18 protein-coding genes and 1 tRNA gene are annotated in these 21969 nt (G+C 66.3%); 13 read left to right on the top strand and 6 right to left on the bottom strand.

Going from position 1 to position 21969, the window contains the following annotated elements:
- Positions 1–725: 725 nt before the first annotated feature.
- Positions 726–1220: a hypothetical protein gene (locus tag ACYVRU_RS01765; protein WP_461185665.1), complete on the bottom strand. Its 495-nt coding sequence runs from the start codon at positions 1218–1220 to the stop codon at positions 726–728.
- A gap of 429 nt (positions 1221–1649) precedes the next feature.
- Between ACYVRU_RS01765 and ACYVRU_RS01760 the strand changes: the two genes are divergently transcribed.
- The gene (locus tag ACYVRU_RS01760) at positions 1650–4169 is read left to right on the top strand and encodes a DNA topoisomerase I (protein WP_461185664.1); all 2520 of its coding nucleotides are present in this window, start codon (positions 1650–1652) and stop codon (positions 4167–4169) included.
- A gap of 230 nt (positions 4170–4399) precedes the next feature.
- Here ACYVRU_RS01760 and ACYVRU_RS01755 read toward each other — a convergent pair whose 3' ends face one another.
- Both ACYVRU_RS01755 and ACYVRU_RS01750 read right to left on the bottom strand, forming a co-directional pair.
- A complete protein-coding gene (locus tag ACYVRU_RS01755; protein ID WP_461185667.1) occupies positions 4400–4984 on the bottom strand; it encodes a FumA C-terminus/TtdB family hydratase beta subunit in 585 nt (194 codons plus the stop codon).
- Positions 4975–5829: a fumarate hydratase gene (locus tag ACYVRU_RS01750; RefSeq protein WP_461185663.1), complete on the bottom strand. Its 855-nt coding sequence runs from the start codon at positions 5827–5829 to the stop codon at positions 4975–4977. The genes ACYVRU_RS01755 and ACYVRU_RS01750 overlap by 10 nt, the downstream gene beginning before the upstream one ends.
- A 530-nt stretch (positions 5830–6359) precedes the next feature.
- On the opposite strand from ACYVRU_RS01750, the gene ACYVRU_RS01745 reads away from it, so the two are divergent.
- The 9 genes from ACYVRU_RS01745 to ACYVRU_RS01705 all read left to right on the top strand — a co-directional run bounded on the left by ACYVRU_RS01745 (position 6360) and on the right by ACYVRU_RS01705 (position 16568).
- Positions 6360–7529: an NAD(P)-dependent malic enzyme gene (locus ACYVRU_RS01745; protein ID WP_461185662.1), complete on the top strand. Its 1170-nt coding sequence runs from the start codon at positions 6360–6362 to the stop codon at positions 7527–7529.
- A gap of 5 nt (positions 7530–7534) precedes the next feature.
- Positions 7535–8281: a dTMP kinase gene (tmk, locus tag ACYVRU_RS01740; RefSeq protein ID WP_173112542.1), complete on the top strand. Its 747-nt coding sequence runs from the start codon at positions 7535–7537 to the stop codon at positions 8279–8281.
- Positions 8274–9431 (top strand): DNA polymerase III subunit, encoded by a 1158-nt coding sequence (locus ACYVRU_RS01735; RefSeq protein ID WP_227070673.1) that lies wholly within the window; start codon positions 8274–8276, stop codon positions 9429–9431. The genes tmk and ACYVRU_RS01735 overlap by 8 nt, the downstream gene beginning before the upstream one ends.
- Positions 9409–10983: a PSP1 domain-containing protein gene (locus tag ACYVRU_RS01730; protein WP_227070672.1), complete on the top strand. Its 1575-nt coding sequence runs from the start codon at positions 9409–9411 to the stop codon at positions 10981–10983. Before ACYVRU_RS01735 ends, ACYVRU_RS01730 begins: the two co-directional genes overlap by 23 nt.
- A gap of 15 nt (positions 10984–10998) precedes the next feature.
- Entirely contained in the window at positions 10999–12453 is a 1455-nt protein-coding gene (locus tag ACYVRU_RS01725; RefSeq protein ID WP_114540600.1) for a nicotinate phosphoribosyltransferase, read from the top strand.
- A 12-nt stretch (positions 12454–12465) separates the two neighbouring features.
- A complete protein-coding gene (locus ACYVRU_RS01720; protein ID WP_114540601.1) occupies positions 12466–13392 on the top strand; it encodes a DegV family protein in 927 nt (308 codons plus the stop codon).
- Positions 13392–14396, top strand: coding sequence for an NAD(P)-binding domain-containing protein (locus ACYVRU_RS01715; protein ID WP_114540602.1), 1005 nt, complete (start codon positions 13392–13394; stop codon positions 14394–14396). Before ACYVRU_RS01720 ends, ACYVRU_RS01715 begins: the two co-directional genes overlap by 1 nt.
- Before the next feature lie 142 nt (positions 14397–14538).
- Positions 14539–15471, top strand: a complete 933-nt coding sequence (locus ACYVRU_RS01710; protein WP_227070670.1) for a 4Fe-4S cluster-binding domain-containing protein — start codon at positions 14539–14541, stop codon at positions 15469–15471.
- Positions 15472–15665: 194 nt separating this feature from the next.
- On the top strand, positions 15666–16568 hold the full coding sequence (locus ACYVRU_RS01705) for a DegV family protein (protein ID WP_223900194.1): 903 nt from the start codon (positions 15666–15668) through the stop codon (positions 16566–16568).
- Positions 16569–16619: 51 nt separating this feature from the next.
- On the opposite strand, the gene ACYVRU_RS01700 is transcribed toward ACYVRU_RS01705, so the two are convergent.
- From ACYVRU_RS01700 to ACYVRU_RS01690, 3 genes are all read right to left on the bottom strand, one after another.
- Positions 16620–17567, bottom strand: a complete 948-nt coding sequence (locus tag ACYVRU_RS01700; RefSeq protein WP_223900195.1) for a TIGR03915 family putative DNA repair protein — start codon at positions 17565–17567, stop codon at positions 16620–16622.
- Between the two features lie 9 nt (positions 17568–17576).
- On the bottom strand, positions 17577–19094 hold the full coding sequence (locus tag ACYVRU_RS01695) for a putative DNA modification/repair radical SAM protein (RefSeq protein ID WP_461185661.1): 1518 nt from the start codon (positions 19092–19094) through the stop codon (positions 17577–17579).
- Between the two features lie 236 nt (positions 19095–19330).
- Positions 19331–20179: an Rpn family recombination-promoting nuclease/putative transposase gene (locus ACYVRU_RS01690; protein ID WP_114548716.1), complete on the bottom strand. Its 849-nt coding sequence runs from the start codon at positions 20177–20179 to the stop codon at positions 19331–19333.
- Positions 20180–20385: 206 nt separating this feature from the next.
- Between ACYVRU_RS01690 and pyrE the strand changes: the two genes are divergently transcribed.
- The 3 genes from pyrE to ACYVRU_RS01675 all read left to right on the top strand — a co-directional run bounded on the left by pyrE (position 20386) and on the right by ACYVRU_RS01675 (position 21969).
- Entirely contained in the window at positions 20386–21069 is a 684-nt protein-coding gene (gene pyrE, locus ACYVRU_RS01685; RefSeq protein WP_161127796.1) for an orotate phosphoribosyltransferase, read from the top strand.
- Positions 21070–21226: 157 nt separating this feature from the next.
- Positions 21227–21301 (top strand) — tRNA-Thr (locus ACYVRU_RS01680).
- 371 nt (positions 21302–21672) lie between these two features.
- Positions 21673–21969, top strand: a complete 297-nt coding sequence (locus ACYVRU_RS01675) for a hypothetical protein (protein ID WP_022740210.1) — start codon at positions 21673–21675, stop codon at positions 21967–21969.

Below are 21969 nucleotides of genomic sequence, written 5' to 3'. Positions count from 1 at the left end.
CAGTGTAGGGCCAGCAGCGTCGCAATGGCTGTTTTTGCTTGACTGGAATTTGGCTGAACTAGTTTGACTTTAGGTGGCTATTCTCGCCCGACGCTAACACCGAGGTGCTCGCAGCTGCGGAATCCCAAGACGGGTGGATCTCGGCCGGGGCTTTTCTTGCTGCCTACGATGTGCGCATATATGAAATCGAAGAGCTGCTCAGCTTTGGATGAAGCTAAAAGCTGAGAATCCGATGATCCTTCCCGAAGACATCGTCCTGGTTGATCACGAGCCCTCGTGACAGGTGGCTCGCCATATCCGCGGTACTCTCCTCAGGCTTAAATACTCAGAGGGTTATGCGATTGGGTTGACGCGTGTGGCGCAAGGATAGATACCGAGAGAAAAACTTTCTGAGAAGTAAGGGTCGCTCGGGGGTGGGCGGCTCTTTTTTGTTGCGTGCTGTTTTGGATGGCTCGAAGTGGCGAGTTTTTGGAGGATTTCGACGTAAGGGGCCGGGAGGCGAGGATACCCACTGGGGATGAAGTGGTGTTTTCCCAGCTCGAAGTCGCTGCAGAGGAAGATTTTGGCTTGGCCTGGGGCAGCTAGGGGGGGGACGATGTCGAAAACCTCAAAAAACTTGCCAGATTTCGCGGGGCAAGAGAGCGCGGCTGGTTCAAGGCGGCCCGCGTTGGGTGAAATTTGCTTGAATCCGCAGTCTCAGCGGCTGCGTCCGGCACTTTGGTGGCCTACCCCAAATAGCTCAGGAACGGCAGGTAGCTTTGAGCGGAGTCGGGGACGGCGAGGGTGATGTCCTGGCCCATGGCGGTGACGGTGACGACGGAGGGGTCGTCGTAGGTGGTGATGGTGGCGTCGGTGCCGCTGTAACTGACGTTGGCCGAGCCGGTCTTCGCGGCGCCCTCGGGCAGGCTCGTCACCTCCCAGCTTTGGATGTCCAGCGCGTCGATGGCGGCATCCACCTGGGAGGAGGACATGCCCGTGGCCTCGGCGATGCGGTCGGTGTTGCCGCGTAGGGCGCTCTCCGCTTTCGATTTTAGTCCCGACACATCGAGCGCCGCATTGGCTGCGGCGTTCTTGCCGCCTTCGAACAGGCTGGCTAAGGGGTTCTGGAAGTTCTCGAAGGGGCCCTTCACGCCCAGCTGAGGGAGGATGCCGAAAACGGCGATGACGAGGATGAAGGCGGCGATGAGGCCGACGAAGGCTTTGATGATCTTGCTGTCCACGGAATCTCCTCGGAATGGGTCTCGTTGCGCGGACGGCTCGCGGATTGCGAGCGGGCCGCGAACTCGCTGTGGCGCGAGCGAAGGCGCCGCCGGGGGTGCGTTGATGCTCTGTGTGCGCGGGCCGAATGCTGCGATTCGGCGGCGTCCGGCGTTTATGGTAACCTGCTGGGGCCGTCTTCATAAATCGACTACGGGACGCCCATGAAACGGCCACCGACCTTACGGGAACCTTGCGAGAGGGATTTTAATTTAACGACTTTCTCCCACCGCGCCGTGGCAAATCGTGTATCCTAGGCCCCACGCATTCGCGCGGGCCAAAAGCGGCGCGCGGCTGTCCAGACAAAACCCCGCGCACGTAAAAATCTCAAGGTGGGGTAAATCGTGCGAACGTGAGGGCCGCATCATGCGGCCGAGAAGGAGGATGGTTCCGTGAAACTGGTCGTTACGGAGAAGAACGACGCGGCGGTGAAGATCGCCGACCTTCTGGGTGCTTCCAAGCCCAAAGCCGACAAGGTGTTCAACACGCCGGTCTACCGGTTCGAAGTCGAAGGGGAGGAGTGGGTGACCATCGGCCTGCGCGGCCACATCCTGGAGCCCGACTTCACGCCTTCCCTCACCTACAAGAAGCGTGGCGGTTGGGAGGGTGTCACCGCCGAGGGCGAGATGCTGCCCGCCGTGGTGCCGGACAGCCTTGCCAAGCCCCCCTTCAAAAAGAAGAAGCCCTTCACCGCCGACGGCGTGGAGCTCAAGGGGTGGAAGATGGAGGCGCTGCCGTACCTCATTTACGCGCCCATCGAGAAGCTGCCCAAGGAGAAGGACATCATCCGCTCCCTGAAGAACCTGGCGAAGAAGGCCGACTCCATCGTCATCGCCACCGACTTCGACCGAGAGGGCGAGCTCATCGGCTCGGACGCGCTGTCGTGCTGCCGCGAGGTGAACGCCACGGCGCCGGTGTCGCGGGCGCGCTATTCCGCCTTCACGAAGCCGGAGATCACCCACGCCTTCGCGAACCTCGTGCCCATGGACGACGACTTGGCCGCCGCCGGCGGGTCGCGCCGCGACATCGACCTCATTTGGGGCGCGGTGCTCACGCGCTACCTCACGCTGGTGAAGTTCGCCGGCTACGGCAACGTGCGCTCCTCGGGCCGTGTGCAGACGCCGACGCTCGCCATCATCGTCGAGCGCGAGCGCGAGCGCATGGCGTTTGTGCCCGAGGACTACTGGGTCATCCGCGGTGCCTTCGACGGTGTCGCTGCGGCCGGCCCCACCGCCGGCGACGGCCCCGAGGCCTTCGAGGCGCCCCATGCCACGGCCCGCTTCAAGGCCGAGGCCGAGGCTGCGGCCGCCATGGCCCGCGTGGAAGGCGCCGTGAGTGCGCGAGTGGCCTCCGTGGAGAAGAAGCGCCGCAAGGTTCCGGCGCCGGTGCCCTTCAACACCACCTCGCTCATGGCTGCCGCCTCGGCCGAGGGCATCAGTCCCGCCCGCTGCATGCGCATCGCCGAGAGCCTGTACATGGACGGCTACATCTCCTACCCCCGCGTGGACAACACGGTGTACCCGGATTCGTTGGATCTGGCCGAGGTGGTGAACGCCATCGCGGCGAACCCCGCCTATGGCCCCTACTGCAAGCAGCTGCTGTCCGCCGCCCCCCTGAAGGCCACGCGCGGCAAGACCGAGACCACCGACCACCCGCCCATCTACCCCACGGCGGCCGCCACGCCCGACGATTTGTCCGCGGCCGACTACAAACTGTACAACCTCATTGCCCGCCGCTTCTTGGCGACCCTTTCGGGGCCGGCCACCGTGGAGGGCACGAAGGTGACGCTGGATGTGGCCGGCGAGCCCTTCGTGGCCAAGGGCGACGTGCTGGCCGAGCCGGGCTTCCGCGCCATCTACCCCTACGGGCTGAAAAAGGACGAGCAGCTCCCTGCGCTTTCCGAAGGTTCCACCATCGCCTTCAACGGCGCCACCTGCACGAAGAAGCAGACCGAGCCACCGGCGCGCTATTCCCAGGGCAAGCTCGTCCAGGAGATGGAGAAGCTGGGCCTCGGCACGAAATCGACCCGCGCTTCCATCATCGAGCGCCTCTACCAGGTGAAGTACGTGCAGAACGACCCCATCGAGCCCTCGCAGCTGGGCATCGCCGTCATCGACGCGCTGGACAAGTTCGCGCCGCACATCACCCATGCGGAGATGACCGCCGAGCTGGAGCGCTCCATGGACCGCATCGCCGACGGGGAGCAGACGAAGGCCGAGGTGGTGGAGACCTCCCGCAACCTGCTCGCGCAGGAGCTGGCGAACCTCATGCCCCATTCCGAGGAGGTGGCCGACGCGCTCTCCGACGCCGTGGCCGCCGATGCCTACGTGGGTCCGTGCCCCAAGTGCGGCAAGGATCTGCAACTGAAGGCGAGCCACAAGACCAAGTCGATGTTCATCGGGTGCGCCGGCTGGCCCGACTGCGATGTGACCTACCCGCTTCCCAAGGGCAAGATCGAGGCCGTGCCCGAGAAGTGCCCCACCTGCGGCATGCCCCAGGTGAAGGTGACCGCCTTCCGCAGCAAGCCGCGGGTGCAGTGCATCGACCCTGCCTGCCCCTCCAACCAGGAGCCCGAGGTCGTGGTGGGCAAGTGCCCCGTGTGCGCTGCTGCCGGCAAGGATGAGAACCTCATCGCCCGGCGCAACCCGCGCACGCTGAAGCGCTCTATCACCTGCGAGAACTTCGACGAGTGTCAGACGCGCTACCCGCTGCCCCAGTACGGCGACATCATTCCCACCGAGGAGGTGTGCGAGCACTGCGGCGCGCCCATGGTGGTCATCAAGACGGCACGCGGGCCGTGGAAGCTGTGCCCGAACTTCGACTGCCCGGGCAAGGAGGAGGAAGAGAAGGCGAAGGCCGAGAAGAAGAGCGGCCGCTCCAAGGGTGGCCGGAAGACGGCTTCCAAGAAGTAACTCTGCCGGGGAAGCGCTCGGAGGTGCCTGATCGCAGCCCGCTGAGCGCTTTATCCCCTTCCGAACGCGATCAAAGAAATAGCGGAAGGAACGCACATAAGTCGGCCCCATCCCAGCACGCTTGCTGCTGACGTGGGGCTATTTCTTAACAATCGCGTTCTCCAGGGGGCGCTCAGAGGTCTGCGAGCAGGCACCTCCGAGCGCTTCTCGTAGGGTTGGCTTTGCTGAGCCTATTGAGCGGCGGCTTCTATTTTGCGGTAGAGGTCGCCGCCTTTTGCGTCGACGGCGACGTAGGTGGGGAAATCCTTCAGGGTGAGTTTGCGCAAAGCCTCGGTGCCGAGGTCTTCCCAGCCGATAAGCTCGCTTTCGGTGACGGACTTTGCCAGAAGCGCGGCGATGCCGCCGACGGTGCAGAGGTAGACGCTGCCGGTTTCCTGGCAGGAACGCACGACTTCGGGGCTGCGCTTGCCCTTGCCGATGGCGGCGACGATGCCGGCCTCGAAGAGCGCCGGCGTGGCGAAATCCATGCGGCTGGCGGTAGTGGGGCCGACCGAGCCCAAGGGGCGCCCGGCCGCCGCGGGGGTGGGGCCGGCGTAGAAGAGGGTGGCGCCTTCCAGATCGAAGGGGAGGCGGCCGGTGTCTTCCAAGCATTGCAGGGCGCGCTCGTGGCCGGCGTCGCGCATGGTGTAGACGGGGCCCGAGAGCAGCACCTCGTCGCCGGCCTCCAAATCGGCGAGGTCCGCGCGGGTCAGTGGCAGGGTGAGGGAGACGGTTTTCGCCATGGGGTTCCTTTCGGGGTGGGGCGCTAAATGAATTTGATGGACGCGCTGCGCATGGCGCAGCAGCCCATGTTCACGGCAACGGGCAGGGCGGCGATGTGGCAGGGGACCGTCTCCAGGTGCACGGCCAGGGCCGTGGGCGCGCCTCCCAGGGCCGCAGGGCCGATGCCGAGCGCGTTCACCTCCGCCAGCAGTTCTTCTTCGAAGGCCGCCGCCTCGGCGCTTGCGGCCGGGCTGCCCACCTCGCGCAGAAGGGCGTGCTTGGCGAGCCTCGCCACCTTGTCGAAAGTGGCGCCCACGCCCAGCCCGATGACGAGCGGCGGGCAGGCGTTGGCCGCCTTCTCGCGGACGCAATCGAGTACCACGCTTCGCACGCCGGCGGCGCCCGCGCCGGGGGGCAGCATGACCACGCGGGAGGCGTTGTCGGAGCCGCCGCCCTTCAGCAGCACGTGCAGGGTGGCGCTGTCGCCGGGCACGAGCTTCAGCTCGCAGAAGGCGGGCGTGTTGTCGCCGGTGTTGGCGCGGTCGAACAGGGCGTCGCGCACGAGCGACATGCGCAGGCGGCCGTCCGTGTAGGCCCGGGCCACCGCGTCGTTCACGCGGCTGAAGATGTTGCCGGGCACTGCGAGCGACTCGCCGACTTCCAAACACACCCACACGCTGCCGGTGTCTTGGCAGATAGGTACGTTGTCGGCCACGCCGATGCGGGCGTTCTCCAGGATGCGGTCGAGCACGCCGGCCTCCCGGCTCTCGGGTGCTGCCTCCTCGCGCGCCGCTTCCACGGCCTTCCGAAAATCGGGCCGCAACGTCACGGCGCACTGGCGAATGGCGTCGTAAACCGCCTCGCCCACCGTCTCGGCGTCAAGGCGTTCGGTAGCCAATGGCTGTCGGGGGCACCTTTCGTGGGGCACGTTTTCGCCAGTAGGCATTTCGCCTCTGGCCATCGTTTCGGGGGTCTCTTCGTTCACGGACGCCTCCATCCAATAGTCGGGCCTGTTTGGAGTAAGAATTTCGAGTTGTTAGAGTTTCCTTGGAAGATATTCTCAGATTTTCCGGGCAATTAGGTCGTTTTCTGCCCAATATAGCTCAAAGCGGAGGTCGCCAAGGGGGCGAAAGTCTAACAAGTCGAAATTATTGCCCAAATGCGGCTTCGGGATTGCTTGGAAAGGTTTTGCAGATGCGAGAGGTAAGAGGGTGGTGTTGGGGGGTCAAGGGTGAGGGGGCGCGAAGCGCGCGTGACTGGTGGGGTGCGACGGGGAAGGGCGCGATACGCAAGTCTGGCTTAGGGGTCGAAACTTGTGCGGCGGGTGGAACTTGTGCGCAGGGGAGGGGCGAGCGGGGGCGCGGCGGCGGGAAGGGGGTACAATAGGCGGGTTTACACGGGAGAAATCGTTCTAAGGACTTGGAACCTATGGATATCGCAGCGGAATCGCTCGCCAAGCACGCCGAATGGCGCGGCAAGCTCGCCTTCGATCCGAAGATGGATATCGCCACGCGCCATGATCTGGCCGTGGCCTACACGCCCGGCGTCGCCGAGCCCTGCAAGGTCATCGCCGAGAACCCGGAAGCGGCCTACGACTACACGCTGAAGGCGAACACGGTGGCCGTCGTCTCCGACGGCAGCGCGGTCCTGGGTCTGGGCAATATCGGCCCTGAGGCCGCCATGCCGGTCATGGAGGGCAAGGCCGCCCTGTTCAAGGCCTTCGGCGGCGTGGACGCGTTCCCCATCTGCCTGGACACCCAGGACACCGACGAGATCGTCGAGACGGTCATCCGCATCGCCCCGGCCTTCGGCGGCATCAACCTGGAGGACATCGCCGCCCCCCGCTGCTTCGAGATCGAGGCGCGGCTGAACGACGCGCTGGACATCCCGGTTTTCCATGACGATCAGCACGGCACGGCCATCGTGGTGCTCTCGGGCATCATCAACGCGCTGCGGCTTGTGGGCAAGGACAAGGAATCGGTGCGCGTGGTCGTCAACGGCGCGGGCTCGGCGGGCATCGCCATCGCGAAGCTTTTGCTCTCCTACGGCTTCGCGAACGTGACCCTGTGCGACCGCTTCGGCATTCTGAGCAGCGCCTACGAGGGCATGAACGACGCCCAGCGCGCGATGCTCGAGGTGACGAACCTGGAGGACAAGTCCGGTACGCTGGCCGACGCCATGGAAGGCGCCGACATCGTCATCGGCGTTTCGGCCCCCGGGGTCATCACGCCCGACATGGTCGCCTCCATGGCCGACGACGCCATCGTGTTCGCCATGGCCAACCCCACCCCCGAGATCTTCCCCGATGAGGCCCGTGCCGCCGGGGCGCGCGTGGTGGGCACCGGACGGTCGGACTTCCCGAACCAGGTGAACAACGTCATCGCCTTCCCCGGCATCTTCAAGGGGGCGCTGCAGGCCCGGGCCGAGCGCATCACCGAGCCTATGAAGCTGGCTGCCGCCGAGGCTTTGGCCGCGCTCGTCTCCGACGAGGAGCTGACCGAGGAGTTCATCATGCCCGATCCCTTCGATTCGCGCGTGGCCGACGCCGTGGCCGATGCTGTGCGCGCGTGCGCCGCCGCCGAGCGGGAAGGGGCCTAGCAGCTGTGGCAGCGCCCGCGAACACGGGCGTCTTCGTCACCTTCGAGGGGGGCGACGGCGCCGGCAAATCGACGCAGATCCGCTTCCTCGCACGGCTTCTGGAAGACGCCGGCCGCGAGGTGGTGCGCCTGCGCGAGCCCGGGGGCACCGCCGTGGGCGAGGCTTTGCGCGCCGTCGTGCTTGACCCGGCCCACGAGGCCATGAGCGATCGCGCCGAGCTGCTCATCTACGAGGCGGCCCGGGCCCAGATCGTCGACGAGGTCATCCGCCCGGCACTCGGGCGCGGGGCGGTGGTTCTGTGCGATAGGTTCTACGATTCCACGGTGGCCTACCAGGGCTGCGGCCGGGGGCTCGATGGCGCCTTCATCGACGCGGCGAACCGGTTCGCCTGCGACGGGGTGGTGCCCGACGCCACGGTGCTTCTGGTGGCCCCCGCCTCGGCTGTGCGCTCGCGCATGGGGCGCCGCGAGGGAACCGACCGTCTGGAATTGGCCGGCGACGCCTTCCACAGCCGGGTGGCCGTGGGCTTCGAGCAGATCGCCGAGGCCGATCCGGCCCGGGTGAGGACGGTGCTGTCGCGGGTGCACCGCGCCGACACGTTCCGCGCCGTGCTGGAGGCGGTATCGCCCGTGCTGCCGGAGGCCGCCGCGGCGCTGGCCGGCGGGGCTGATCTGGATGCCCTCGTCACACGGGAAATGGCGGCCAAGCGCGCCGAGAAGGAAGCGAAGGCGAAGGAGGGCGCCCGTGGCTGACGCCTTCGAGAACATTCTGGGACAGCCCAAGGTGCGCGAGTTTCTGCGCGCCTCGGTGGTCTCGGAGCGGGTGACCCAGGCCTACCTGTTCGTGGGGCCGGCCGGCTCCAACAAGACCCAGGCCGCCTATGCGCTCGCCCAGGCGCTTCTGTGCCCGAAGGGGCCGCGCGGGCCGCGGGGCGGTTCCTGCGGCGCCTGCGACCGCTGCGGGCGCATTTTGCGGCGCAAGCACCCCGACGTGCGCTATTTCGCCCCGGCCGGCGCGAACGGGTATCTGGTGGAACAGGTGCGCGAGATCGTGGCCGACACGGCGCTCTCTCCCATTCAGGCCGACAAGAAGATCTACATTCTGGATCGTGTGGACCAGCTGAGCGCGAGCGCCGCCAACGCGTTTCTGAAGACACTGGAGGAGCCGGCCGACGACGTGGTGATGATCCTTCTGGGCCGTACCCGCGAGTCGGTGCTGCCCACTATCGTCTCCCGATGCCAGGTGGTGCCCTTCCGCCACATTCCCGCCTCGGAGGCCGCGGGCATCGTGGCCCAGAACACCGGCGCCGACCCGGCCCAAGCGCGCCAGGCCATCGAGGCCTGCGGCGGCTCCATCACCTCGGCCGTGGCGTTTCTGCGGGCGCCGGGAAGCGAGCGCCTCGCCTTCCGGACGCGGCTCTTCTCCGACCTGGCACGCCTGGGCGCCGCCGACGACTGGGACGTGGTGGAGATGGCCCGCGCGCTCGTGGAGGCGTCGAAGGCGCCGCTCGACGAGGTGCGCGCCTCCCAGGAGGCGGAGCTTGCCGAGAACGCCGACTTCCTCGCGAAATCGGCCATCCGCCAGATAGAGGCGCGCAACAAGCGCCAGCTGTCGGCGAAGACCTCCGAGTATCTGCGCCAGACGACGGCCATGGTTCGCTCGTGGCTGCGCGATGGGCTCATGGTAGCCTGCGGGACGCCAGAGCTGGTCATCAACACCGATGTGCGCGACACGCTCGTCGCCCTGTTCTCCGGCGCCGATGCGGCGGTCATCGCCGCAGCTTGCTCCCAGGTGGACGAGTGCGAGCGGGCGCTGGCCTATAATGTATCCCCAGAAACGTGCTTGGACACGTTGCTGTTCGACGTAAGAGAGGTTGTTCATGGTTCGGGTCGCACCGATTAACTTGACCTTCAACCCCCGGACGCTATGGTTCGATCCGGGCGATTTGGACATAGAGAAGGACATGCCCGTGGTGGTGCGCACCGCCCGGGGCACCGAGTTCGGCATCGCCGCGAGCGAGGTCATCGAGGTGTCCGAGGAGCAGGTGCGCGCGCTGAAGAGCGCCCTGCGCCCCGTGGAGCGCATCGCGACCGAGGAGGACATCGAGCAGGCGGCCGAGATGGAGCGCGCTTCCGCCGAGGCCCTGCCGGTGTTCAAGGAGATGGCCCGGGAGTACCACGAGGACATGCACCCGGTGTCCGTGGAGTTTCTGCTCGATGGCGACAAGGCCGTCTTCTACTTCGAGGCCGAGGAGCGCATCGACTTCCGCGAGCTGGTGCGCAAGCTGGCGGCCCGCTTCCACGTGCGCATCGACATGCGTCAGATCGGCGTGCGCGACGAGGCCCGCATGGTGGGCGGCATCGGGCACTGCGGCCAGGAGCTGTGCTGCAAGCGACTCGGCGGCGAGTTCTGCCCCGTGTCCATCCGCATGGCCAAGGAGCAGGGGCTCTCGCTGAACCCCCAGAAGATCTCGGGGCTGTGCGGGCGCCTCATGTGCTGTCTGCGCTACGAGTTCGATGCCTACAAGGACTTCAAGAGCCGCGCTCCCAAGTTGAACGCCACGGTGCAGACGCCGGCCGGGCCTGCCAAGGTGGTCGATCACGACGTGCCGCGGGAGATCGTGTCGCTGAAGGTGGAGGGGGAAAAGCCCGTGAAGGTGCCCCTGTCCGAGTTCGATCCGGCGCCCGAGGGTGCTACGCGGCCCAATGCCGTGGGGGAGGAGGCCTGGGAAGAGGCGACGAGTGATCGCGGGCTCATCGGCGGCGAGGCGCTCATCTTCTCGACGAGCCAGTTCACCGGGGCCGATAAGCTGGCCGAGGGCGCCAAGGTGCGCCATACCGGCGGATCGCGCAAGGGATCGGGCGAGGCGGGGCGCTCGCGCCGCGGCGGCTCCGAGGGCCGCGGGCGCGGCGGCTCGCGCTCGGCGGGGACGCAGGCGGCGTCTCCGGCACCGGCCGCCCCGCCCCGCAAGCGCCGCCGCTCCACGAAGCTGTCGGCGGCCGACGACGGGCGCGGTTTGGAGCGCGTGTCCACCTCCCGCGAGGAGGGCGCGCGCGGCGAGGGGGCCGCATCGCCGAAGCCGCGCCGTCAGCGCTCCGGGACGGCCTCGCGGCCCAAGGACGGCGCGCGCCCCAAGGACGGCGGCCGCAACCAGAGCGGCCAGGGCAATCAGGGCGGCCAGGGGAAAGCGCAAAGGGCCAAGGGCTCCCAGGGCCGCTCTCGCTCCGGCCAGGGCGACGGCAAGCCCAAGGGCGCCTCGCCGCGGCCGGGCCAGAAGTCCTCGGGGCTGCGGGCCGAGCAGGGCGGCGCGTCCCGCAGCGACGGGGCTAAGGCGGACACGGGCGCTTCCAAGCCTCGGCGCCGGCGCCGCTCCCGCAAGCCCAAGGCCGACGGCGGCTCGGGCGCGGGCTCGGGCCCGCAGAGCGGCAACGGTGGCAACGACACCGGAAACTAGGGAGGCACCTCACTCATGAACGTGGACTACGCGCTGCTCACCGATCTGTACCAGATCACCATGGCCCAGGGCTACTGGGACGCCGAGAAAGCGGGCGAGGAGGCCTGCTTCACCATGTACTTCCGCGACTATCCCTTCAAGGGAGGCTACGCGGTGGCCTGCGGCATGGCCCAGCTGGCCGACCTGGTGGAGACGTTCCGCTTCAGCGAGGAGGATATCGCCTATTTGGCCTCGCTGGACGCCCCGGCCGGCGGCCCCTTGTTCGATCCGGCCTTCCTGGAGTATCTGCGCGATCTGCGCCTGTCGGTGGATATCGACGCGGTGCCCGAGGGTACGATCGTGTTCCCCCACGAGCCGCTCGTGCGGGTCACCGGCCCCATCATGCAGTGCCAGCTTATCGAGACGGCGCTGTTGAACATGGTGAACTTCCAGACGCTCATCGCCACCAAGGCCGCCCGTGTGTGCCGCGCCGCCAAGGGGCGCCCCGTGGCGGAGTTCGGCCTGCGCCGGGCCCAGGGCCTAGGCGGCGTGTGGGCATCGCGCGCGGCGGTGGTGGGCGGCTGCGCCTCCACCTCGAACGTGCTGGCCGGCAAGCTCTTCGACATCCCGGTCTCGGGCACCCACGCCCATTCCTGGGTCATGTCCTTCGACGACGAGCTCACCGCCTTCCGCGAGTACGCCCGCATCTTCCCGAACAACTGCATCCTTCTGGTGGATACCTACGATGTGGAGCAGGGCATCAGAAACGCCATCACCGTGGGCCTGGAAATGCGCGAGCGCGGCGAGCGTCTGGCCGGCATCCGCATCGACTCGGGCGACCTGTCGTGGCTCTCGAAGATGGCCCGGCGCATGCTGGATGAGGCGGGGCTTACCGATTGCGGCATCGTGCTCTCGAACGATCTGGACGAGTACACCATCCAGTCGATGCTGGAGGAAGGCGCCGACGTCATGTCCTTCGGCGTGGGCACGAAGCTCGCGAGCGCCTACGACCAGCCGACTCTGGGCGGCGTCTACAAGCTGGCCGCGGTTCGCGTGGGCGAGGACGCCCCTTGGACGGCGCGGCTGAAGATCTCCGAGTCGGCCGCCAAGCTCACCACCCCGGGCGTGCTCGACGTGCGGCGGTACTACCAGTCCGACGGCCGCATTGCCGGCGATATGGTCTTCGACGTGAACGAGACGCCGGATGCGCGGGAGGTCATCGTGGACCCCATGGACGATTTGCGCCAGAAGAACCTCTCGGGCCTGCGCTTCGAGACGCTGCTGCGCCCGCTGGCCCGCGTCGGCAAGGTGGTGCTCGCGCCCGAGGAGCGCAGCGCCATGGCCGCCCGTGCGCGCGCTTGTGTTGGTTTGGAAACCCTTGACGAAACTCAGTTGCGCATGCTGAACCCCCACACCTATCCTGTTGGTCTGGAGCTGGGCCTCAACGAGCGCCGCCGGGCGCTGGTGGCCGAGCTGCGACATATTCTATAGAGAGGACGCTCTATGGCGAAATGCCACCTGATCATCGATTCCTGCTGCGATCTGCCCGCCTCGGTGGTGCGGCGCCCAGGCGTCACGCTCATGAAGTTCCCCTACACCGTCGACGGGGGCACCTTCGAGGACGACCTGTTCGAGTCCGTGTCGGCCGAGGCCTTCTACGGGGCCATGCGCAAAGGCGCCGAGCCCTCGACGGCCCAGGTGACGCTGCAGACGCTCACCGACACGTTCACGGCGGCGGCCGAGGAGGGGACGCCGGCGGTGTACCTGGCGTTCTCCAGCGGTCTGTCCGCCTCTTTCGACGCCGCCTGCGTCGTGCGCGATCAAGTCCTTGCCGAGCACCCGGACTTCGAGCTGCATATCGTGGACACCCATTTGGCCAGCGTGGCCGAGGGTCTGCTCGTCTACGAGGCGCTGGTGCAGCACGAGAAGGGCATGTCGGCTGCCGAGCTGGCCGCTTGGGCCGAGGAGGCCCGCTGCTTCGTGAACGAGGAGTTCATGGTGGACGACCTGGAGGCCCTGCGCCGCGGCGGCCGCATTCCCGCCTCGGTTGCCGTGGCCGGTGCCGCCCTGGATGTGAAGCCGCTGCTCGTCATCGCCGAGGACGGGACGCTGTCGCTGGTCGGCGTGGCCCGGGGGCGCAAGAAGGGCATCAAGCAGCTGGCGGAGTACTACAAGAAGAACGTCGACGACGCCGGTCAGGCCCATGTCGCCATTGTGGGCCACGCCGACTGCCCCAAAGATGCCGCGCGTCTGAAGGAGGCCTTGGAAAAGGAGGCGCCCGGGCTTTTGTGCCTGGTGTGCAACATCGGCCCGGTCATCGGGTCTCATGTGGGCGCCGATATGCTGGCCGTGGTGTTCTGGGGCCACGACAAGCGCGAGAACCTGTCCGTGGCCGATCGCATCGCCCGCAAGGTGAAGGGAGACAAGTAATGGCGAAGTCGTACGCCTACGTGGGTGCCCCGTCGTTCATCGGGGCCGTGGAGGGGCGCCTGGCCGACGCCGGCTTCTCCCAAGTCTCCGATGTCGCCTCGGCGGACATCGTGGTGACGTATGCCACCTCCGGCTCGGCGCTGGAGGATCTGTACTTCGGCGACGAGGGACTCGTCACGACGACGGCTCCGGGGTCCACGCTGGTGGATCTGTCGGCTGCCACGCCGAACTTCGCCCGCGAGATCAACGCCGTGGCGACGGTGAACGACCTGATCATGGTGGAGGCACCGGCGACGGTACGCTCGCTGGTGGCCGCCGATGCCTTCGCCCGCGAGAACCTTCTGGGGCCGGTGGCCACCGAAGCCGAGCTGACCGACGATGTCCGTCGGCTTCTGGACGCCATCTTCGGAGAAGTGGTGGAAGTGGGGGCACCGGGCCGCGCGCAGCTTCTGCGCAATACCCACACGCTGCCCTTGGCCGCCGATCTGGTGAGCGCCATCGAGGCCGTGGCCTTGGACGATGCCTCGGCCCGTTCGGTGGGAGCGCTGGACGCCGACCAGATTCCGCTGTTCAGCCCCGTCTCCGCCGATCCTGTGGTACAGGCCGTGCGCCAGCAGCGCTACACCGGCGACTACACGGCCGAGATGCTCCTGGCCGAGCTGTCCGCGGCGCTCATGGCCGCCGACGACGCCGAGGTGATTTTGCCCGGAGTGGAGGCGACCATGCACTTGCTGGAGCTTCTGGTGGTCATCGGAGGCGCCGATATGGCGCCGGCGGCGCTGTCTCTGGTGTATCAGGACGAGGCGGCCGGAGCCCGGGCCGGGCTCGACTGGACGCGCGCCGAGCAGGCCTATGGGCACCCTGCCTCCGAGGAGGACGAGGACTGGAGCGCCTACGACGACGAGGACGGTTGCGGCCACGACCACTTCCGCGAGGATCACGACTACGACGACTATGACGACTTCGCTCCCTATAACGACGACTTCGACTACTCGAACAACTAGTTGTGACTCGCCGGAATCAGAGCTGCGCGATACCTTGATTCGCTCAGACAGTCCTCGCTCGGCGGAAATGCCCACAGGGCATTTCCGTTCGCTACGGAACTCGCTCGGTCAAGGCATCCCGCATCCCCTCTACGCGTTGCCGTTGTCGTGCGAGCTGTGCCCCCGGAGGTGTGGCGTTGATCGGGCGGCGGGGGAGCGCGGGGTTTGCGGAGCTGCGGGCGAGGTGCTCGTGGCCCGGGCGGCGCTGCACTTCTGGGAGGAGCCGCCGATCTCCGGCGAGGACGGCAGCGGCACCATCTTCTTCTCCGGCTGCCCTCTGCGTTGTGTTTATTGCCAGAACGCCTCTATCGCTCTGGGCGAGGCGGCCCGGGCAATCACTGTCGAGCGCTTGGCCGCCATCATGGGCGAGCTTGAGGCGGCCGGGGCGCTGAACATCAACTGCGTGACGCCGACGCACTTCGCGCCGCAGATCCGCGCGGCGGTTGCCTTGGCGCGCGAGCAGGGCATGGCGCTGCCGGTGTTGTGGAACACGGGCGGCTACGAGACCGTGGAGGCGGTGCGCGGCAACGTCGGCTTCGTGGACGCCTACCTCACCGACTTCAAGTACGCCGATGCGGCGCTGGCGGCTCGCTACTCCCATGCTGCCGACTACCCCGAGGTGGCCCTCGCGGCGCTTCAGACCATGGTAGAGGTCGTTGGCGCCCCGTGCTATGACGAGTTCCGCGGCCAGGAGCGCCTCGTCTCCGGCGTGGTGGTGCGCCATCTCATGCTGCCCGGGGCCCTGGATAACTCCAAGGCCGTGGTGCGGCTTCTGCACGAGCGCTTCGGGAGCGATGTCCGGCTCTCGCTCATGAACCAGTACACGCCGGTGATCGCTCAGGCCGCTGCAGCCGGCGACAGGCGGGCGGCCGCGGCCCTGGCGGCGAGTCCCGAGCTTGCGACCACGGTACCCGATTCCGAGTACGAGCAGCTGCTCGATTTCGCCGATGCGCTGGGAGTGGAGGACTACTTCTGGCAAGAAGGGGGAGCCGCTGAGGAGAGCTTCATCCCGGCCTTCGACTTCACGGGCGTGTAGCGCCTAGCTGCCAGCGGTATGCGAGAGTATTAGCCGACTTTTGGCTCAACGGTCGCATGAACTTCTCCTCTGCGCGCGTTTTCGAGCGTGCACATGGTGTACGATAGCAAAAATGCCCATCGCGGCCGCAGCGTCGCGATACGCCGTCGCGTGCGGCGCGGATGCCTTCGGGTGCCTCGCTGAAAGGAGAAGTCGTGGTCAAGATCGTCACCGATTCGGTCGCCTCTATCCCCGCCGAGGTGGTGCGGGCGCGCGATATCGAAGTCGTCTCGCTGTTCGTGAATCGGGATGGTCGTGAGTACCGCGAGGCCGACATGGACGTCGATGCGTTCTACGAGGATATCGCCGACATGATCGACAATCCGCCTACGTCGAGCCAGCCCTCGCAGCATGCGATGGAGACGATTTTCGAAAAGGCGGCGCAGGCGGCCGATGAGGTGCTCGGGGTTTTCATCTCGTCGAAGATGTCCGGAACGTTCGAGGGGGCGGTGCGCAGCGCTCGGGCCTGCAAGGAGCGCTACAAGCAGTTCCGCTGCACACTGATCGACTCGACGTCGAACTGCGGCGACGAGATGTTCGCGGTGCTCGATGCATGCGATGCGCGCGATGCGGGCGGCGATCTGACACGGTGCGCGCAGGCGGCGATTGATTCGGTCGTCTCGTCGCGGTTCATCTTCGCGCCGGAGAGCCTTGCTTTTTTGAAGGCGGGCGGTCGCATTGGAGGTGCGTCGGCGTTGCTCGGCGGTCTGCTGCAAATCTCCCCCGTGCTCACGGTGGCCGATTGGGAGACGGCTACGTTGGCGAAAGTGCGCACGTGGAAGAAGACGCTGGCGCGTATGGTCGATATCTTCAAGGAGGATATCGATGCGTGCGGACTCAAGCGCGTGGTGGTGCACTACATCGGATCAGCGGCCCCCGCCATCAAATGGGCGCGCGAGGCTATCGAGCCGGTGGTGGGACACGCGGTGGAGGTGCTGCCCGTCAGTCCGGTCATCGGCGTGCACGTGGGGCCGGCGGTGGGGATTGCCTACGAGTGCGAGCGTCCCGTGCCCGGCAAGCTGACCGCCCCGACCGGCGAGCTGGTATTCAGCTTGTAGGGCTGTCGTCGCACCGGCGGGGATGTTTGCGCGGCCGCGGCTCACCCGCGCTCAGCGTAGCGCGGTGCGCAGGGCGGCAGGGCTTTCCTGCAGCTCGGTGAGGTTCTTCCAGAAGCGCTTGGGCATGAATTGACGGCGCAGCTCCGGGTGGTAACGGGCGTCGATGGAGACGCTTTTGTAGAAGGTGCGCCAGGCCTCGCTCATGAGGGCCTCGTCGGCGGTGCGGTCGGGCAGCGCTAGTTCCAAGTCGCCGGCGCCCTCGGTGTTCACCAGCTGCCAGTCGCCGCCGTCGTAGACGCCGGCGAGATGGTGCACCTCGTCGTAGATGATGAAGGGCTGCACGCCGAGCCGTTCCACGAAATGATCCATGATGAGCGGCACCACCGAGGCTTTCGGGTTCACGCGGGCGAACCATACATCGGCTCCTTCGCCGGCGAGGTGCTGGAAGCGCACGAACTGGCGCATGTGTTCGCATTCCTGGCCGACCGAGCGCGAAATGCGGAAGAGCCGCTCTACTGCCGGGTGGGTGATGTCCGAGAAGGCGCGACCCCGCTGCTTGGGGCACGGCCCCATGCCGCCGCGGCCTGCGCAGGAGGCGCGCTTGCGGCAGTGTTCGCATGCGCGATGCTTCTGCTCGTCAACGGCATAGCGCACGAAGCGGTAGACCGCCGTGCCCGCATCCGGCTCGTCCGAGCAAGCGGCGCGGGTCACCGCCAGGGCTGCCGCGCGGCCGCACTGGCGGCGCAGGGTGCTCATGACGCGCAGGGCCCGGTCCTGGTCGGTGGGGATGAGCGCCACGCGCTGGCCGAGACGGGGCTGCAGGCGCTCTTCCGGCGCGACATCGGTGGGACGCTCGTGACGCTCGTAGGCGGCGAAGACGGCCGAGAGCAGCCCTTCCAGGGAGCCGTCGTAGGCGTAGGCCACCTCGTCGTAGATGTCGGGAGGAGGGGAGGGTGTCGCAGGGGCGCCCTCCGCGTATGCGTTCGGGATATGCTTCATGACGCCCACCTAGGCCACCGAGAGCAGCGGGCTGTCGAGCGTTTTGCGGCCGTCGGCGATCGAGCGCTCTGCGACCGATGCCGGCTCGGTTGCGGCCGCTTGCCGCCCGGTCGCCGTCCCGGCCGCCTCAAGGGCCCGGCGCTGGGCGGCGAAGGCGACCTCGCGGGCGGTTGCCGCATCGGGGCTCGCCTCGGGCAGTACGGGCGGTACCTCCACGGTTTCGAAGAGGCTCATCTGGCCAGCTGGGGCGCGGTCGGCGCGGCGCCCATGGCGACCGCCGTCGATAGGGGCCGAAAGCCGCGCGTGCAGGGCCTCGCGGGAGAAATCGACTCCCGATCCGCCCCAGGCGCCGTTCATGGTGATGAAGTAGCGGGCCCGCTTGTAGGCGATGCCGAGCTTTCTCAGCTCCGCCTCGCCGAGGGTGGACTGCCGTCGTGCCCGACAGATGAGCTTCGCCCCGCGCACGCCGATGCCGGGCACGCGCAGAAGGGCCTCCAAAGGCGCGCTGTTCACCTCCACGGGAAAGAAGTCCAGGTGGTTCAGAGCCCAGTTCGCCTTCGGATCGACATCGGGGGCGAGGAAGGGGTTCTCCTCGTCGATGATCTCGCTCACGTTGAAGCCGTAGAAGCGCAAGAGCCAGTCGGCCTGGTAGAGGCGGTGCTCGCGGTTCAGCTGCACGGCGTCGGTGGCGGGCAGGAGCGGATCGGGCACGACGGGGAGGTAGGCGCTGAAGAACACGCGCTTCAGCGACAGGTGGGTGTACAGGGCCGCCGACAGGTTCAGGATCTGGTAGTCGCTTTCCGGGGTGGCTCCGACGATCATCTGGGTGGACTGGCCCGCCGGCGCGAAGGCCCGTGCCTTCCGGGCGTTCTTCTTCGTCAGGTATACCGTAGTGCGCTTCTTCGCCAGCGAGCGCGATTCCGCATCGTCGGCGATGGAGTCGCAGATATGCCGCATGGGGGCCAGGATGGACGCACGCGACTTGTTGGGGGCCAAAAGCCCCAGGCTCTGCCGGCTCGGCAGCTCCAGATTCACCGAGAGACGGTCGGACAGGTGCCCCAGCTCGTCGATGAGCTCCACCGAGGTGCCGGGGATGGCCTTGGTGTGGATGTAGCCGCGAAAGCCGTACTCCTCCCGCAGGATGCGCAGGGCCTCGATCATGAGCTCGGTGGTGCGGTCGGGGCATCCGGCGACACCGGAGGAGAGGAACAGCCCCTCGATGTAGTTGCGGCGGTAGAAGCCGATGGTGAGGTCGGCCAACTCGCGAGGCGTAAATGCGGCTCGGGGTGCCTCGGCGTTGCTCGCGCGGTTCACGCAGTAGCAGCAATCGTAGACGCAGACGTTGGTCATGAGCACCTTGAGCAGCGTGACGCAGCGCCCGTCCGGCGTGAACGAATGGCAGCATCCCGCCTGGGTGGCCGCGCCCAGCTGTCCGGCCTTGCCCGCGCGCTGAACCCCGGAGGAGGTGCAAGCCACGTCGTACTTCGCCGCATCGGCCAGAATCTCCAGCTTCTCGATGACGTTCACCGCGCAACCCCTTCCAACCGCCAGACATCTTCCCGCCGCTAACACCAAACGAGCACACTTGTTCGCCCGAATGAATGTACGCTATACTACCCGAATAGATGTTCGCGTGTCAATGGGCGGAACATCGCCGGTTTGCTTGCGGCGTATGTCTTCTGGGGTCGGGAGAGGAGTGTGGCGGCGAGGGGGCTTGCGAAGGGGGAGACTTCGTTGTCGTCGGTTCGCGATTGCTCCTGCTTCTACGAGTCAAGCTCCTCGAGCAACCCCTCACGGTATTCCGCATCGGTCGCCGCACGGCGGGCGTCCTCGAAGCGGCCGGCATCCATAAGCTGAGCTATCAGCTTTCCAAGTTGGTCGGCTCCTTCCGCCCGTCCCGCGGCCCTACCCTCGGCTCTGCCCTCGGCAAGCCCCTCCTCACGACCCTTCTTCTGCAGGAGGCGGCCTTGGGCGCGCATATCCTCTTCCAGCGTCAGCATGACAAGAGACTCCTCTCTCCATGGAGCGTCTTCGTTGGCGGCCTCCACGGCGGCCGCGAGGTCGGCGGTAAGGCCGTCGCCTCCGACCTCCTCGGTGGCGACGTACCGAAGTAAACCACGAAGCGGCCCGTCTGGCAACATCTCCCAAGCGGAGGCGTTGAGCACGACCCATCTGAAGCCGTGCCCGAGTACCACGGATCCGCTCTCATCGCATATCATGTCGAAGGTGTAGACGGGGAGCCCCTCCTTGAACTCGTCGTGTAGGCAGATGAAAACGATAAAGCTCTCGGGCAAACTGTCGTAGGTGGCTCCCGGGCGCAGCATCGCAGTGTCCATGGCGCTCTGGTAGTAGCGCATGCGTCGACCCAGGCCCTCGCGGGAGTAGGTCTGCATCTCCACGTCGTAGAGCGCGTCCGAGGTGCGAACCCAGGCGTCGAGGCGCACTCCGTGGGAGCCGACGCGGGGCTGCAGGGTGCGCTCGGCGACGACGTTGCGTACCTCGTCCACGGGCACACCGAGGGCCGTCTCCAGCACTCGGCGGCACAGATCGGGGCGCTCCTCCATGATCCTGTCAAACATGGGGTACTCGCTGAACAGAAGGTTTCTCGACATCTAGGCCGTCCTTTCACCGGGGGTTTGGATCGTGCCATGCTACGCGATCCGAACCGCAGAAATGACGCGGGAATGTCCCGGTTCGTTCCCCGCGCCAACCGTGCTGGAGCCGCACTTTGATCGATTCGGGGAAACCGACGAGGAAATCGGGTATCATGGTGCCCATAGGAAACATGAGGGAACTCCTCACGGATGAAAGGGCGGCTATGGAGGCTTACAAGCGCGAGTTCATCGAGTTCATGGTTCAGAGCGACGTGCTGAAGTTCGGCGATTTCACGCTGAAGAGCGGGCGCAAGTCGCCGTTCTTCATGAATGCGGGCGCCTATGTGACCGGCGAGCAGCTGCATCGGCTGGGTCTGTACTACGCCCAGGCCATCAACGACAATTTCGGGCTGGACTTCGATGTGGTGTTCGGGCCAGCCTACAAGGGCATCCCCTTGGCGGTGGTGACGGCCATGGCGCTTCAGGAGCTGTACGGCAAGGAGGTAAAGTACTGCTGCAACCGCAAGGAAGTGAAGGACCACGGGGCCGACGCGGGCAACCTGCTCGGCGCGGAGCTTCACGACGGCGACAAGGTCATCATGGTGGAGGACGTCACCACTTCGGGCAAGTCCATCGACGAGACCTACCCCATCTTGAAGGCCGCTGCCGATGTGGATGTGCGCGGGCTCATCGTGTCGCTCAACCGCATGGAGGTGGGGAAGGGCGGCGTCACCACGGCCCAGAAGGAGATCGAGGCGAAGTACGGCTTCCCGGTGGCCTCCATCGTGTCCATGGCCGAGGTGAAGGAGTGCCTGCACAACCACGAGGTGGCCGGGCGCATCGTGATCGACGACGATATCGCGGCCGCCATCGACGCCTACTACGAGCAGTGGGGCGCCAAGGAGTAGGGCAGGCTCATACGACCGATCGACTGCCTAGAGGACGCCTAACGTGCGATTGCGCAGGTATTGCGCGGATGCGACTTCCCTAAATCGGAGCGTTGTCGTACAATAGGCCGACGCGGAACGGCATCGATGGGGAGGGTCGGCCGTTCACGCGCTCGTCGCCGGTGTGGCTCAACGGTAGAGCAACTGATTTGTAATCAGTGGGTTGCGGGTTCGATTCCTGTCACCGGCTCCATGTTTTACCAGGTCAGAGGTTTATAGCCTCTGGCCTTTTCTCTTTTTTGGACACTGAAGATACTGTTTGGTATCCAACGGTGCCCAGGCTGGCGGCCGGTCGTCTCCAGATGTTTTTCCGATTCTGCCTTCGAAATGCCACTTTGGCCTAGAAATGGTTGATGGACAAGAGACGGTTTGTACATTTCGGGGCTGAAATGGCAGAAAAGTGCCAGTTGAAGATAGAAATGTACAAGACGTGGAAAATGGGGCGCACATTTCGGGGTCGAAGTGGCATTTACCTGGCAGAATCTGGCGTCCGGGCCATCCACGAAGTTCGTGCGCTCTGCTATCATGGCTCGGGAACGTTTGAGAAAGGAAGCGCGCGAGTTTATGGCAACGTACATCGCCCATTACCAGTCGCCGAAGGGCTCCTACGAGAGAGAGCGCGGGCTGTTCGAGTTCGAGAGCGACGCGCGGGCCGGCACCAAGGCCAACGCCCACGACGCGCGCATGAAGATGCTAGAGCTGTTCGGCGCGAGTGCGGTGTCGTGGACCATCGAGAAGGTGGAGCGCGCCGGCGCCGCTCCCGCCGAGAAGCGGGAGAAGACCACCGACGGCCAGCTGGCGCTGGACTTCCGCCCTCCCAAGCCCGAGCGCAAGCGCAAGCATTCGAAAGGATATTGGTGA

It is taken from the genome of Adlercreutzia sp. CNCM I-6216, from assembly GCF_977113345.1.
This window is presented reverse-complemented; position numbering and strand designations above follow the sequence as displayed.